General features: G+C 36.6%; 19 protein-coding genes. 7 read left to right on the top strand and 12 right to left on the bottom strand.

The window, feature by feature from the left end:
- Positions 1–94: 94 nt before the first annotated feature.
- From AC3RV6_RS07630 to rpmG, 3 genes are all read right to left on the bottom strand, one after another.
- Complete coding sequence (locus tag AC3RV6_RS07630; RefSeq protein WP_489749213.1) at positions 95–289, bottom strand: YqgQ family protein; 195 nt, start codon at positions 287–289, stop codon at positions 95–97.
- A complete protein-coding gene (locus AC3RV6_RS07625) occupies positions 282–863 on the bottom strand; it encodes a 5-formyltetrahydrofolate cyclo-ligase (protein ID WP_489749212.1) in 582 nt (193 codons plus the stop codon). Before AC3RV6_RS07625 ends, AC3RV6_RS07630 begins: the two co-directional genes overlap by 8 nt.
- Before the next feature lie 153 nt (positions 864–1,016).
- Positions 1,017–1,166 (bottom strand): 50S ribosomal protein L33, encoded by a 150-nt coding sequence (gene rpmG / locus AC3RV6_RS07620; protein ID WP_489748850.1) that lies wholly within the window; start codon positions 1,164–1,166, stop codon positions 1,017–1,019.
- 178 nt (positions 1,167–1,344) lie between these two features.
- On the opposite strand from rpmG, the gene AC3RV6_RS07615 reads away from it, so the two are divergent.
- Positions 1,345–1,704: a hypothetical protein gene (locus AC3RV6_RS07615; protein WP_489748849.1), complete on the top strand. Its 360-nt coding sequence runs from the start codon at positions 1,345–1,347 to the stop codon at positions 1,702–1,704.
- Between the two features lies 1 nt (position 1,705).
- Entirely contained in the window at positions 1,706–2,191 is a 486-nt protein-coding gene (locus tag AC3RV6_RS07610; RefSeq protein ID WP_489748848.1) for a hypothetical protein, read from the top strand.
- A gap of 41 nt (positions 2,192–2,232) precedes the next feature.
- Here AC3RV6_RS07610 and AC3RV6_RS07605 read toward each other — a convergent pair whose 3' ends face one another.
- The 4 genes from AC3RV6_RS07605 to AC3RV6_RS07590 form a co-directional block, all read right to left on the bottom strand.
- Positions 2,233–4,335, bottom strand: coding sequence for a peptidoglycan D,D-transpeptidase FtsI family protein (locus tag AC3RV6_RS07605; RefSeq protein WP_489749211.1), 2,103 nt, complete (start codon positions 4,333–4,335; stop codon positions 2,233–2,235).
- 172 nt (positions 4,336–4,507) lie between these two features.
- Positions 4,508–5,110, bottom strand: coding sequence for a superoxide dismutase (locus tag AC3RV6_RS07600; protein WP_489748847.1), 603 nt, complete (start codon positions 5,108–5,110; stop codon positions 4,508–4,510).
- A 112-nt stretch (positions 5,111–5,222) separates the two neighbouring features.
- On the bottom strand, positions 5,223–5,705 hold the full coding sequence (locus AC3RV6_RS07595; protein WP_489748846.1) for a DUF456 domain-containing protein: 483 nt from the start codon (positions 5,703–5,705) through the stop codon (positions 5,223–5,225).
- A 33-nt stretch (positions 5,706–5,738) separates the two neighbouring features.
- On the bottom strand, positions 5,739–7,373 hold the full coding sequence (locus AC3RV6_RS07590; protein WP_489748845.1) for a Na/Pi cotransporter family protein: 1,635 nt from the start codon (positions 7,371–7,373) through the stop codon (positions 5,739–5,741).
- 201 nt (positions 7,374–7,574) lie between these two features.
- Between AC3RV6_RS07590 and AC3RV6_RS07585 the strand changes: the two genes are divergently transcribed.
- The 4 genes from AC3RV6_RS07585 to AC3RV6_RS07570 all read left to right on the top strand — a co-directional run bounded on the left by AC3RV6_RS07585 (position 7,575) and on the right by AC3RV6_RS07570 (position 10,259).
- A complete protein-coding gene (locus tag AC3RV6_RS07585; RefSeq protein ID WP_489748844.1) occupies positions 7,575–8,087 on the top strand; it encodes a DUF1189 family protein in 513 nt (170 codons plus the stop codon).
- Between the two features lie 45 nt (positions 8,088–8,132).
- The gene (locus tag AC3RV6_RS07580) at positions 8,133–8,468 is read left to right on the top strand and encodes a hypothetical protein (RefSeq protein ID WP_489748843.1); all 336 of its coding nucleotides are present in this window, start codon (positions 8,133–8,135) and stop codon (positions 8,466–8,468) included.
- An 82-nt stretch (positions 8,469–8,550) separates the two neighbouring features.
- The gene (gene ispG / locus AC3RV6_RS07575; protein WP_489748842.1) at positions 8,551–9,675 is read left to right on the top strand and encodes a flavodoxin-dependent (E)-4-hydroxy-3-methylbut-2-enyl-diphosphate synthase; all 1,125 of its coding nucleotides are present in this window, start codon (positions 8,551–8,553) and stop codon (positions 9,673–9,675) included.
- Complete coding sequence (locus AC3RV6_RS07570; protein ID WP_489748841.1) at positions 9,672–10,259, top strand: 5' nucleotidase, NT5C type; 588 nt, start codon at positions 9,672–9,674, stop codon at positions 10,257–10,259. The genes ispG and AC3RV6_RS07570 overlap by 4 nt, the downstream gene beginning before the upstream one ends.
- A 41-nt stretch (positions 10,260–10,300) precedes the next feature.
- Here the strand turns inward: AC3RV6_RS07570 and AC3RV6_RS07565 are convergent, their stop codons facing one another.
- From AC3RV6_RS07565 to AC3RV6_RS07555, 3 genes are read right to left on the bottom strand one after another with little or no spacing between them, the layout of a single operon-like run.
- A complete protein-coding gene (locus AC3RV6_RS07565; RefSeq protein ID WP_489748840.1) occupies positions 10,301–10,717 on the bottom strand; it encodes a Fur family transcriptional regulator in 417 nt (138 codons plus the stop codon).
- On the bottom strand, positions 10,714–11,580 hold the full coding sequence (locus AC3RV6_RS07560; protein WP_489748839.1) for a metal ABC transporter permease: 867 nt from the start codon (positions 11,578–11,580) through the stop codon (positions 10,714–10,716). The genes AC3RV6_RS07565 and AC3RV6_RS07560 overlap by 4 nt, the downstream gene beginning before the upstream one ends.
- Complete coding sequence (locus AC3RV6_RS07555; protein WP_489748838.1) at positions 11,577–12,344, bottom strand: metal ABC transporter ATP-binding protein; 768 nt, start codon at positions 12,342–12,344, stop codon at positions 11,577–11,579. The genes AC3RV6_RS07560 and AC3RV6_RS07555 overlap by 4 nt, the downstream gene beginning before the upstream one ends.
- A 101-nt stretch (positions 12,345–12,445) precedes the next feature.
- On the opposite strand from AC3RV6_RS07555, the gene AC3RV6_RS07550 reads away from it, so the two are divergent.
- On the top strand, positions 12,446–12,694 hold the full coding sequence (locus tag AC3RV6_RS07550) for a hypothetical protein (RefSeq protein ID WP_489748837.1): 249 nt from the start codon (positions 12,446–12,448) through the stop codon (positions 12,692–12,694).
- Between the two features lie 44 nt (positions 12,695–12,738).
- Here AC3RV6_RS07550 and AC3RV6_RS07545 read toward each other — a convergent pair whose 3' ends face one another.
- Both AC3RV6_RS07545 and AC3RV6_RS07540 read right to left on the bottom strand, forming a co-directional pair.
- Positions 12,739–13,644: a deoxyribonuclease IV gene (locus tag AC3RV6_RS07545; protein ID WP_489748836.1), complete on the bottom strand. Its 906-nt coding sequence runs from the start codon at positions 13,642–13,644 to the stop codon at positions 12,739–12,741.
- A complete protein-coding gene (locus AC3RV6_RS07540) occupies positions 13,641–14,936 on the bottom strand; it encodes a DEAD/DEAH box helicase (protein WP_489748835.1) in 1,296 nt (431 codons plus the stop codon). The genes AC3RV6_RS07545 and AC3RV6_RS07540 overlap by 4 nt, the downstream gene beginning before the upstream one ends.
- Between the last annotated feature and the right edge of the window lie 18 nt (positions 14,937–14,954).

Below are 14,954 nucleotides of genomic sequence, written 5' to 3'. Positions count from 1 at the left end.
CGTCTCATTTACATACATAAACTATTAGACGTAATACTTATCAAAAAGTTTCATTAAAACATAAATAAGTTCTAAAGATTCATTGTATTTCGTTCTAATTACCCAATTTGGATGCCTCGCTTCGCAATATCAGAACCGCGTTCAAGTAATCTTCTTTAGGCAATAAACCTGCATCAAATAAATCCTTTACTTCTGACCGCATAAGATCTAAATCATCGATTCTGTTCCCTGTATACACAAATATGCCGAACCTTTTAAGTAATTTTATTACACCCAAAACATCATTCACAGTAATCAACAACTTTTCCACATGTGATTATCCGTTTATCAGTAATGATTAATTCAACAGGAATATCATGCTGTTCAACTGGAATCAAGTTACACATCTGCTGTTCAAAAGCGAGTGACAATTTATGACCATCGTAATCCTTCAAATAACGATCATAATACCCACCACCGAAACCAATTCGAAAACCTTCATCTGAGTAAACAACACCCGGTACAAATTGAAGGGCAATTTCTTTTTTTGAAATTAATCGAGTCTTTTCTATAATCGGTTCGAGTAAATCCATGTAAGTTATTTCTAATTCATCAAACGAAGTTATACAATAAAAATCCATTTCTCGCGATTCCTTGAGGCATTTTGGCACAGCGACACGTTTCCCTAATGCCCAAGCCGCCTCAATAATAGGCCGAGTGTTTACCTCAGGAAAACGGGAAATTGTTATACCAATTGTTTGCGCAAGTTTAAATTCGTTGGTGCTAACTACGTTACTTTTAACATCTTCACAGAATTTAGTATACTCATCTTCACTTAGTCTATTTAGATTTTCTAACATTTCTATTCTAATCTTATCTTTCATCTTCACTAAATATACCCCATTCCAAGAAAGTGAAACAGTCATGTGTCTTTCATTGTTCTGTCGCACAATTAATATTATTACATTACGATGATTATTGGAGTGGCAATACGGGGATAAAAAAACCAAAACCGGAAAAGGTTTTGGCCTGAGCAATTATTTCGTTTCACGGTGCAAAGTTTGCACTCTTTCACGTGAGCAGTATTTCTTCATTTCAAGACGTTCCGGATTGTTACGTCTATTTTTCTTTGAAATATAATTGCGCTCACCGCACTCGGTGCAAGCAAGAATAATATTTACGCGCATTGTAGTCCCTCCCACTCATCAGTCTGTAAAATAAAATATGAGCATGATTTATACGACTTTTTAATTATATCACGTAGCGCTTCAATGTCAAAAGAAAGTATCAAATATATATATTTGAAGTCCTATGTTAATATAGATTATAATACTTATACTTATACTTATACTTAGGAGTGATAAAGTGGACATTCCATTGATTTTAGTCTCCATAGGACTTGTTGCAGTAATCGTCTCGTTTTTTGTAGGTGGTTCTGCTCGAAAATATTCGGAGGATTTGGAAAAGATTTCTATTAGTTTACATCAAGAAACAAATGGTTTAAAAAAGAGACTTAGAGCAGTTGAAGAAGAATTAATGATTGGCATAGGTAATTCACGAACAAGTAAACCAAATCAGCCAACTGGTAAACCTGTGCATGAGATTATTGTAAATCAAATTCTATCATTACATGCACAAGGGTTTTCTACTGATGATATCGCAAAACGTTCATCATTAAAACATGCAGAAGTGGCTGCCGTACTGCGTTCGAAAGGTGTGAATTAAATTGTTAAGCGATTTATTGCGCACCATTGGTACAGCTTGTATTATCGCGGGCGCCTTTCTCTTTTTCAACGGCAGTACATTAGAGGAATCTAGTGTTGAAAACGAAAATAACAAGCTCAAATCAGAAATAAACGAACTTCAAACAACACTGGAAAGAACTAAAATCGAATTAGCAGACCTTCAACTCACTTCCGCTACTGAAAATAGCATTGTTGATAACGCAGCAGCATCAAACGATAAGATAAACGAGGGACAAAGTTCACCTACTCAAGAGATTGTGAAAACTGTATTATCCATTACGCCAGGTATGGATTCTTCAACGGCCGCTTTAACATTAGAACGTGCGGGTGTGATTGTACAGGCTTCAAACCTAGAAAATTATCTTGTGAAAAATAACTTATCTGGAAAAATTCAAATCGGTGAATATGAGCTTAATTCATCAATGGCAAATGAAACTATTGCAGCACTCATTACAAAAACAAATTAAAATGCACTTACCTCGTTTATTGAGGTAAGTGCATTTTATTATTAATCTTCATTCTCTTCTTCAAAAGGAGGTTGAATTTGCTGAACGACATCAGACTCTACCCCTTGCTCAATTCTTTTTGCCTTCAATTCAAAATATTTGTCTACTGCTGCTGCAACAGTCTCATTTTGTGCGGGTCTATTTGCACGATTAGAAGTAGAAATATGTGGATACAATACCGCATAGGCAATTTCTGGTTTATCAAAAGGCGCAAAGCCTACATGGGATAAATTTAATGTATTATAAAATTTACCGTCTATGGAAATACTAGCCTGAGCTGTACCTGTTTTACCTCCAGCATCATAGGATTTACCTTGGAATAAGTTATGTGCAGTTCCATTTTTACCATAATAAGTATAATTCATTCCACGTTTCATTTGATTAATTTCTGCATCAGTATTATTTATTCGATTTAAAACTTGAATACCATTTTCCTGAAGGAGTGGACCGAAATGCTTACCGTCTTCAGATGGTGCATGCACTTCTTTCAAAACACTTGGAGCAATCCTATAACCACCATTTGCAATAGTAGAAACATATTGTGCCAATTGTAATGTGGAATAAGTATCAAACTGGCCTATTGCCAAATCCAATAATAATCCTTTATGGGCAGGTTCACTTGAATGTCCTACAGCTTCTCCGGGTAAATCAATACCTGTTTTCGATCCGAGTCCGAATGAAGAGAATGAGTTGCGTATGATATCAAAGGCTTTATTATCCGTACCCAATGATTGACCTCTTCTGTAAGTACTTCCACCGATCGCAATTGCAGTCTTGAACATATAAACGTTGGAAGATCGACCAATTGCTTCAATATCTGTCAGCGGGATTTTTCGAAAAGTAGGGTTAAATAAAGAACTTTTATTTCGCGTTCCTTTAATATCTAACATTTCATCTATCTTTGTTTCACCAACTCGTACTGCACCTTCTTGATAACCGGTAAGAACTGTAGCCATTTTAACCGTTGAACCAGCTACATAGACATCTGTAAAAGTACCAAAGGAATAATCTCTAACTTCTAATTTTCCAGATTCTTTATTCCTTACAACTTGTTTCCCAACGAGTGATAAAACCTCTCCATTATTCGGATTTAACATGACGAGAAATGCGCGGTCAAAAGCTTGTGTATTAGGACCAGCTTTTACCTGCAATATTTTTTCCGTAACTATTTTTTCGAGTTCTGTTTGTAACTCGCTATCTATCGTTAAAACCAAATCTTTTCCAGGTTCGCCTTCTCTAACTGTTTTCGTTTCAATCACTTTTCCTGTACGATCTTTAACGTTTTTAACAATTGATTTTTGGCCCTGCAATAATTCTTCGTAATACTGTTCAATAAAACTTCTTCCTACGCGGTCATTTCGCGAGTAATCACGTGCTAAATAATAATCTAAACTAGACTTAGGTATTCCTTCTGTCGGGTTCGTTGTTGTACCCAGTATTGTATTACTTGATTTTCGCACACGTTCCCAGTCAGTCGTCGTATTCACGCCTGGGAGTTCTCTAAGTCGCTCAGAAACTGTCGCAAACTCTTCTTCAGTTACATCTCCACTTTTGACAATTTGCGGAGAAAATGCATAACCCGACATCATTTCCCTATAAATTGCTAAAACTTTTAATTCACTTTCTGAAAATGAATTAAGTTCCTCGTCTGTTATACGATCTCGCGTTAAACGATTAACCCTTTGTAGCTTTTCTTTATTCGACAATTCATTGTCATCATTAATTTCTTTATTCTCATTTTCTGAAACCTTTTTAATAGCTAATTCTTTATTTTTTAATATCCAAAAATCTTTTTTATCGCCTATTGTTGTCTTGTTTTTATCCTGGTCAATTAACAGCGCAAGTTTTTCCGCGACTTCAAGCATTTCTTGAGCTGATGTACCAGTAACTTTCGTATATGTAATCGCATTTTTCGGGTCATTATTAACAAGAATACGACCTTCCCGATCGAAAATCCGTCCTCTTGGGACACTTGTATTTACTGCAATCTCTTCCGTTCTTTCTAACTTACGTACATAGTCTTCATTTTTCACAATTTGTAAATAACCAAGACGCAGGATCAGTAAGGAAAATAATATAAATATAGAAAAGAATAAAAAGTTCATTCGAAAAGTCAAACTCTTTCGTTGACGTATTTTTGCCTGGTCGACTTTCCGTACTTGTTTGCTCAAAGGTATATCCCTCTTTCCTTAATATTCATTTTGAATTATACCACCTCAAATAGAAAAAGCACATACCTTGACGTTAAAGGTGTGTGCTTTGTTCCTTAAATTGAAATTATTTTTCGTAACGTTTTGCAACTTCATCCCAATTAACAACATTCCAAAATGCAGCAATGTAGTCAGGACGACGGTTTTGATAGTTTAGGTAATAAGCATGTTCCCAAACATCAAGTCCTAGTAAAGGCGTTTTGCCTTCCATAAGTGGTGAATCTTGGTTTGGTGTAGACATTATTTCTAGCTCACCGTTGTTAAGTACAAGCCATGCCCAACCAGAACCGAAACGAGTTGCGCCAGCAGCAGCGAATTTTTCTTTAAATGTATCAAGGCTACCGAATTTTTTATCGATTGCTTCAGCTAATGCGCCAGTTGGTGTTCCGCCGCCATCAGGTGAAAGTAGTTGCCAGAATAATGAGTGGTTAGCATGTCCGCCACCATTGTTGCGAACTGCCATTCTTTTTTCTTCTGGAACTGCATTAAGATTAGAAATTAGGTCTTCTACTGATTTACTAAGAAGTTCTTCATGTCCTTCTAGTGCGTTGTTTACGTTTGTAATATAAGTATTATGGTGTTTAGTGTGATGAATATTCATCGTTTCTTTGTCGAAATGTGGTTCAAGTGCATCGTATGCATATGGTAATTCTGGTAATGTATAAGCCATTAGTCCATTCCTCCTCAAAAATTATGGTAATTAGTCTACTTCTTAACAATAGCAAATTTTAAAATAACCTTCAATTAAAGTGGACTATTGGCAGCTTCAGATTTACACAATCTTATCTAACGAAGAAAATAAATACTGCAATCATGACAGCCATAACTACACCTTTAGTAACAACCGAAGTTAAAAATCCAATTAAGGATCCAATTCCTGTCATTAACGCTTGCTTGAAACCGGAACGTGAGACCAAAAGTTCAGCTAGTATAGCTCCAATAAAGGGTCCAAGTAGTATTCCTGCAACCGGAATTACAAACGGACCAAAGAGAAGGCCAATCGTACTGCCCCACATACCAGCCTTAGATCCACCAAACTTCTTGACGCCTACAAGATTCCCCAACATATCTGCCCCAAATAACAATATGACAAAAAGAATTTGGATAATCCAAAACAAATAAGATAAACCATCAAAGCTTGCAACAAAACCGTACAGTAAGAATCCAAAAATCATAAATACTGCTGAAGGAATTATAGGATAAACTAGTCCGGCATAAGCAATCACAAAGAAGACAATCGCAATAATAATTCCAATTACTTCCATACTAATCTAACACTTCCTTCCTTCATTTCTGCATTATAAACTACGGTTACCCAAAATTGCTTCTGCGATATTTACTGAGTGATCGCCAATTCTTTCAAGATTAGAAACGATATCAACAAAAACCATACCTGCTTGTGCAGAACAAGAACCTTCGTTTAAACGCATTATGTGATTCTTTCTAAACTTGCGTTCCATCTTATCTATTAAATCTTCCTTCTCAGCTACCGTTCGAGCAATTTGCAAATCGTTTAAATCAAGAGCTTCTATCGCTTTTTGAACAGTTTCTATCGTCAAAGTAAACATTTCAGATAAATCATCCATAGCATCAGCCGTCAACTTAACACGATTAACATCTCTGTAATCAATCAGTTCAATAATATTTTCAAAATGATCGCCAATTCTTTCAATATCACGCACTGTATCCATAAGCATGAAATGACGCTCAGATTCAATCGGTGAAATACTGACTGCTGAAACTTCAATTAAATAATCTGTAATTTTACGATCTAAGTTATTAATCGCATCTTCTATTTGATAACCCATTTCAGCATGTTTTTTATTTCCAGTCTTTAAATATTCATAAGCAACCGATAAACCTTCTACACTAAAATTACCCATTCTAATAACTTCTTCTTTTGCTTGTCCAATCGCAACTGATGGCGATTGCTCTATAAAGTGTCTATCCAGGTGCTTCGGTTTATACTCAATCAACACATCTTCACCAGGAATAAGTTTTGTTACTAAGTAAGCCCAAGTACCGATTAAAGGGAACTGGATAATCGTATTCGCAATATTAAATGAACCATGTGCAAAAGCGATTTGCATTTTACTTTCAAGTGAAAGTATTGAAGAAAGCCATTCTACGTAAGCGGTAAATGGAACGAGCAGGAGCAAAAATACCACTGAACCAATAATATTAAACAAAACATGTGTTGCAGCGGCACGCCTAGCGGCAACTGAAGCACCAATTGAAGCAAGTACAGCTGTAATTGTCGTTCCAATATTATCCCCGAAAAGAATTGGAAGTGCTGCACCTAAATCGACAAGGTTCTCTGAGTATAGACCTTGTAATATACCTACTGTTGCACTTGAACTTTGCACAATCAAAGTAAATAAAGTACCGACAATTACACCTAATATTGGGCTGTCGCTCATCGATAGAGTTAGGTTTGTAAATGATTCTAATTCTCTTAATGGTTCCATTCCGCCGCTCATTAAATTCAGACCAAGGAACAGCCCACCAAAACCAAAGACTACTTCGCCAAAGTTTTTAACTGAACTTTTCTTAAAAAAGAAAATCAAGACTGCTCCAACACCCATTATTGGAAGTGCATATGCACCTACATCTAGCCCAATTATAAACGCTGTCACAGTTGTACCAATGTTGGCGCCCATAATTACACCAATCGCTTGTCTTAGCGTCATAAAGCCTGCACTAACAAGTCCAACTGTAATAACTGTTGTACCCGAACTTGATTGAATTAAAACTGTAACGATAATACCTACCAGAACACCCATAAACGGATTCGTTGTAAACCTATCAAGAATATCACGGAGTCTATCACCTGCTGCTTTTTGTAGCCCGTCTCCCATATACTTTATCGCGAATAAGAAAATACCTAGTCCGCCGAAAAACTGGAAGAGCATCTCCTGCCAGTCTAATTCCATTATGTATCCAGCCCCAATCATACAATATGCTTTATAACATCCTATTATGGGAATTACAGTACTGATTGTAAATAGATTGTAATGAATCTTTACATTACCTTAACAATTGGTTTTAAAATTGTCATCAATCTGTCGAATCTTCTCCTCTCCATATCGATGTAAACTAATGGTAGACTATTTATAGAATAAGGAGGTCGAATTGTGAAGTTTCATCAAATATTACGGGCAAGTCTTTACGAGCCAAAAAAACTTGCTGCTTTCCGCTTATTAAGCATAGGGAAAGTGTTTACTTATGTGTTCATTTTTATAAGCATTTTCACAATTATTTCATTTACAAGTTTTTTAACAGACGATACTGCTTTATTCGAAAACTCACCTGATTTATTAGAACATGCTGAAACGATTGGTTGGCTTATCTATCCAATGGCATTTGTTTTACAATTTGTTATTATGACGTTTTACTTCTTCATTAGGGTAAGTATTTTCGCTTATATAGGCTCATTAATTCTATCTTGGACAAAAAGACGCGGAGAACTTTTGCAAATTTGGCGAACATCCGCAATCGCTATGACTGTACCTGTTCTAATTTCAATTGCCTTTAGCTTTTTTCCAGAAATCAAAAACTATGGCCTAATTACATCATCAGTTGTTCATTTACTGTATATCGCCGCCGCCATAAAATATTATCCCAAAAAGCCAAAACAACAGTTATGAATAAATTTCTCCTTCGCGCATAGAGTGGCTGAAGGGGGAATTTCCATGAGAATACTACTAATCGCAGTTGTTTTGTTCATCGTTATTAACTTTATCCGAATTGATCTTGCGGAAGGGACAATCCCTATGGCGTCATTTAACACTATTCAAGAACCATGTATCGAAGAAACCTTCTCCATCTCTGTAACGTCAGTTGAAGGGGATACCATTGAATCTTTGTTTGCACTTTATCCAGATCCGAAAACGAACTTTATCGACAGATTAACTGAATTTTATACACTGAATCCACATCTGAAATTACAAAAGATTATAGGTGGAGAGAAATTATTACTCCCACTTTCACATTTACAGACTGAAAGATGTCCTGATGTAACATCTTAAGTGTTTTCCTTGTCTTTTCAGCTAATTGATTGATAAAATATAAGAAGTGATACGGCTAAGGCCTATTAAGGAGTGAACATTCATGAGTGAACTTATACACAGATCTAAAACACGTCCAGTTCGTGTGGGTAATTTAACAATTGGTGGCAGTGACGAATTATTTATACAAAGCATGACAACTACTAAAACACATGATGTCGAAGAAACAGTAAAAGAAATTTTACGTTTGGAAGAAGCAGGTGTTCAGATAGTTCGAGTTGCTTGTCCGGATGAACGTGCAGCCTATTCTATCGGCGCAATTAAAAAACGAATTAATATACCACTAGTTGTCGATATTCATTTCGACTATAAACTTGCACTTATCGCTATCGAACAAGGTGCAGATAAAATCCGTATTAATCCTGGTAATATCGGGAAACAAGCTAAAGTAGAAGCTGTCGTCAATGCTGCAAAAGCAAAAGGAATTCCAATTCGGATAGGCGTTAATGCAGGGTCGCTTGAAAAGAAAATTTTAGAAAAGTATGGCTATCCGACTGCTCAAGGAATGGTAGAAAGTGCGCTTCATCACATTAAGATTTTAGAAGATCTCGACTTTCATGATATTATCGTTTCGCTAAAAGCATCCGATGTAAATCTTGCGGTCGAAGCCTATAAACTTGCAGCTACTGCTTTCGATTATCCATTACACTTAGGTATTACGGAATCAGGTACATTATTTGCAGGTTCAATTAAAAGCGCTGCAGGACTTGGCACATTACTTTCAGCAGGGATTGGAAATACTCTTCGCGTTTCACTTAGCGCAGATCCAGTTCAAGAAGTAAAGGTCGCACGTGAGTTATTGAAAGTGTTTGGTCTTTCTTCAGATGCTGCGACACTTATCTCTTGTCCAACATGCGGACGTATTGAGATAGATTTAATTACTATTGCGAACGAAATTGAAGAATATATATCTCATATCAAAGCACCGCTTAAAGTTGCCGTTCTTGGTTGTGCAGTAAATGGTCCCGGGGAAGCACGCGAGGCAGATATCGGCATTGCAGGCGCACGTGGGGAAGGTCTTTTATTCATGAAAGGCAAAACAGTGCGTAAAGTTCCTGAGGAAACAATGGTTGAAGAATTAAAAATGGAAATCGACAAACTAGCAGAAGAATACTTCGAGAAGAAACGTCAAGAAGAACTATTGCTACAGACCGAAGGAGCAAAGTGAAGAATATTCGCTTTGGAATTGATATCGACGGTACATTAACATGTCCGACTTCCCTTTTACCTCATATCAATAAACAATTTGGCCTCAACCTCATCCTTGATGATATAAAAGAATACGACTTAACAAAGGCATTCAAAGTCGATGAAAAACAGTTTTTTGACTGGTATAAAACTGCAGAAGAACATATTTATGATACGTCTCCACCTCAAGCTTTAGCCAAAAGTATTTTGGATCAATGGCAGACACAATTCGAACTCTATTTTATATCTGCCCGTGATAAAAATGTATATGACACGACTACAAATTGGTTTCAGCGAGAAGCCATTCCATATGACGTAATAGATTTAATTGGAAGTCATCATAAAATTGAAACTGCAAAAAAACACGCTGTACATGCCTTTTTTGAGGATAAACATGACAATGCAGTTGAAATACATGAGGAACTTGACATTCCAGTCATTTTATTCGATACACCTTATAACAGGATGCCTATACCAAAAGGTGTTATTCGTGTGAATAATTGGCAAGAAGCAAATGACCAGATTAAACGTCTATTCCCTTTAAAAGAAATTATAAATAATTAAAAAAACGGTGTTGAACTCAGTTTTCGAGTTCAACACCGTTTTTAACTTGCTATACATTTTGGACATCTACCGTAAACTTCAAATTTATGTCCTAAAATTTCATAACCTGATAAATTAACAACAATCGTATCCATCGGACAATCGGGAATACTCCGCGTTTCTCCACAAACTGTACATATGAAATGGTGATGATGTACGCCAGGTTCACAATGCATCCTGAAGTGGCGCTCTCCTGACAGTTCTGTTTCTTCAAGAATCCCTAACTCAGTATAAGTTGTTAAATTCCGATAGATTGTATCAAAACTAATACCAGGGTTATCGGCTTCCATGAAACTCTTCAATTCCCCTGCCGTTAAGTAACGATTGTTTCTCGAAAAAAAATCCAGTATAACTTCACGATTTTTTGTTCGTTTAAATTGATTTTCTTGAAGGATTCTCCATGCCTCATCAAGTGTCATACCAATTCCTCCTTCACTACATGTCCTTTACGCCCACTTCGAATTTTCTTCCAAGCCAGCGTTAACATCAAAATAATAATAGATGTAATGACAATCGTTCCGCCTGGTGCAATATCCAAATAATAAGCAGCAATCAGACCAATAATAACGGCCATTTCACCAAAAATAATCGAGAGAATCATAGCACCTTTAAAGCTTTTAGCTAACTGAATTGCCGCAGCGACAGGAACAGTCATTAAAGAAGAAACGAGTAATATACCAACAATTCGCATCGATGCACCGATAACAAGTGCAGTAATAATCATGAAAAACATCTGAATATATTTAGCATTAATTCCCGAAACCTTTGAAAATTCACTATCAAATGATAAAACAAAAAGTTCTTTATACAGTAAACGAATATATCCAATAACAATAATAGCAATGATGATTATAATTAAAAGATCTTGCCTACTTACTGCCGAAACAGAGCCAAATAAATATCCTATTAAATCAGAACCAAAACCTTTAGACATTGAAATAAAAATTGCACCAAAACCAATGCCTGCTGATAAGATAATAGGAATCGCAAGTTCCTCGTAGTTCTTATACGTACCCCTTAACCTCTCAATTAAAAGCGATCCGCCTACCGCTGTACCAATACCTAAATAGATCGGGTTAAGCGCAGAGAAAAATAATACTTGCTGACTTAAATAAAGGCTTCCCGCAATCCCTGCAAGCGCCACGTGACTAAGCGCATCAGCGATTAACGCAAGCCGCCGAACTACGATAAATAACCCTAAAAGTGGTGCAATTACCCCAATGATTAAACCAGACAAAAAAGCATTTTGAAGAAATTCATACGATAAAATTGCACTAATCATCTAGTCCCCTCCTCATGCTGGTGGACACGTCTTACTGGATGACCGTACCATTTGGATATATCAGCTTCTTCCATATTTTTAAAGTCAGATTGTACACCGTGAAAGTGAAGCGAACGATTTAAACACGCTATATGTGTTGCAAGATCAGTTACAAGATCGATTTCATGTGTTACAAGAACAATCGCAATTCCATGTTCACGGTTTAATTCATTTAACATAGTATAGAAAGACGCAACGTTTTGCTGGTCTATCCCAACAGTCGGCTCATCCATTACCAAGAGCAATGGATCTCCAGCAAGTGCCCTCGCAATAAAAACACGCTGTTGTTGTCCACCTGATAACTGACCAATATTTTGATTAGAATATTTCTCCATACCTACAATTTTAAGCGCATCAATTGAAATTTGAATATCATTCTTTGAAAAACTTTTAAACAAACCTTTTTTTCTAGTTAATCCACTGCGAACAACTTCCAATACTGTTGCTGGAAATCCAGAATTAAAACTATTTGATTTTTGCGAAACATAACCAATTAGTTCTCTCTTATTAAACTTTTCAACGTTTTCGCCAAAAAGTTTTACTGTCCCTTTATCAGGTTTTAAAAGTCCCAGTAGGATACTGAGTAATGTCGATTTACCTGAACCATTAGGACCAATAAGCGCCCAAAATTCACCTTCTCTAACTTCTAAATCTATATTTTCTAGAACAGGCGTCTGTTCATAACTAAAGTTTACATCTTTAATATCAATCAACAATTTTTTCATTTGTAGTTCCTTTCTCCATAACAGGAATCATTACGATTCCTAATGGCATTATAAACTATGACGACGCGATATACAATACATTGAGAAAGTAGGTTGGATAAATGGATTATCTTCAATTTATTAATCAGGTGAAAATGAATAGCGATGCTGAAGTAAAAAAAATATCGGCATCATACGGAATCGATCTTTCGGAATCAGAAATAAAAGCACTAAGACCATTGTTGGACGAAATTTCGTTTCATTGGTTATTCACAGGAATCCCCGAAACTTTTATGCTGAAAGTACAAAACATAATCGGTTTCGAGAAAACTGAAATATTATTTCATATGTACTTAGACGCTTCAAAGTGAAAAATATCCGACTACAATGAAAACATTGTAGTCGGATATTTTCTTTATACTTGTAAAAGCTCAATTTTTGCTGGTTGAAACTCTTCAGACTTGAGCATCTCAATTTCAAACTGATAAGGTGCTGTCTTTTTCTTTGGATCTAAGCCGACAAATGGTGTTTCAAGAATTTTTGGGACATTACTAAACTTTGGATGATGAACAATAAAGTTTAGTGGATCAAAACCAATATGACCAAAACCGAGGTTTTCATGTCTGTCCTTCATCGCACCACGCTCATTCTTACTATCATTAACGTGAATCACAGAAATACGATCCGCACCAACAATTTTATCGAATTGTTCAAGAACGCCTTCAAAGTCATTGATAATATCATAACCCGCATCATGCACATGACAAGTGTCAAAACAAACTGACAAGCGCTCATTATGTGTAACACCGTCTATAATTCTAGCAAGTTCCTCGAAATTACGACCAATTTCAGTTCCTTTTCCTGCCATCGTCTCAAGCGCGATACGCACTGGGAAGTCTTGGGAAAGTACTTCATTCAGTCCTTCTATGATTTTAGCGATACCATTATCTACGCCGCCACCAACATGAGCACCTGGATGAAGAACAATCTCTTTCGCGCCTAGTGCAGCTGTACGGGCAATTTCCTTTTGCAGAAATTCAACCCCTAACTCAAACGTCGCCGGTTTAATCGTATTTGCTATATTAATAATATAAGGCGCGTGGACAACAATATTCGTAATGCCGTGAGCAACCATATGTGCTTGTCCAGCCTCGATATTCAATTCATCAACAGGTTTTCTCCTTGTATTCTGGGGTGCACCTGTATAAATCATAAATGTTGTCGCACCGTAACTAGCAGCATCTTCACTTGAACCTAGTAACATCTTTTTACCACTCATTGAAACATGTGAACCGAGTAATAAAGGCGTATTTTGTGTCATTTTTTACCTTTCAGTCTCCTTTCACGTTTTTTAATTTTATTAATTTCAGCGGTCATTTTCCTTTTATATCCTGGTTTTACCTTTTTCGGTTTTTTAACCATAGAAATCGCTTTACGGTCAATATCATCGATTTCTCTAATTCGTTTTTTACGGGCATGGCGGGCTTTTACTTCAACCCATTCGCCATTTTTCACTTCTTCATGAATAAATGGAATGCCAAGTGCTTCAATACGAACGACTTTGTCTTCTTCTGATGGATCATAAAGAGTGATTGCATGACCTTGAAGGCCTGCTCTTGCAGTACGACCGACACGGTGAATGAAAAATTCAAGCTCATCCGGCAACTCATAGTTAATAACATGGCTGACACCTGGAATATCAATTCCGCGTGCAGCAAGATCAGTAGCAACGATAAATTGGAAGTCTAAGTCTCTAATTCTTCTCATCATACGCGTACGTTCTCTTGGGGATAAATCACCATGAATTTTACCTACTTTATAGCCAGTTTCAGTAAGCTGTTTTGCAAGTGCATCTGCATTTTTTCTCGTATTCGTGAAGATAATCGCAAGATAGGGAGTAATACTTTTCATAATCTGAACTAATTTTTCTTCCCGCTTCATTCCCCGTACAGGTACGAGTGAATAACGCATACCTTCCGTTAACGATTTACTTTTACCTATTTGAATATGAACAGGTGATTGCATATACTTTGTCAAAAATGGCTTAAGTTGTTCAGGAATAGTTGCAGAAAATACATACATTTCAAGATTAGCCGGCATTTTCGAAGCAAACTTATCGATATCTTCTATAAAGCCCATATCAAAAGCCAAATCTGCTTCGTCAATAACAAGAATTTTAGCCGTATGAATTAACAAGGCACCATTTTCAACCATAAATTGAATTCTACCTGGTGTTCCCACAACAATTTGTGGACTTGATTTCAATCGACTTGCAGAACGTTCCTTATCCGTACCTCCAATAAGAAGTGCTGTACGAATTTCTGTACCTTCAATCATTTTGGCAAGTTCCTCATAGAGCTGTGTCGCAAGTTCTCTCGTAGGCGCAACAATTACTGCTTGCATCGCATTTTTCGAAGCATCTACTCGTTCTGCGATTGGAATTAAAAAACTATGAGATTTACCAGTACCTGTATGCGCCTGGCCAATTGTAGAATTACCTCGTAACATCAACGGGATGATTTCTTTTTGGATCGGCGTCGGACTTTCAAAACCAAGACGTCCAATTGCTTCTCTAACAAAAGGTTGAAAATTATAATCTGTGAATTTCGACATATATATGCCTCCTAACGT

It is taken from the genome of Sporosarcina sp. So3-204 (genome assembly GCF_058068165.1).
Note: the sequence above shows the minus strand (reverse complement) of the source record. Positions and strands in the feature narration are given on the sequence as shown.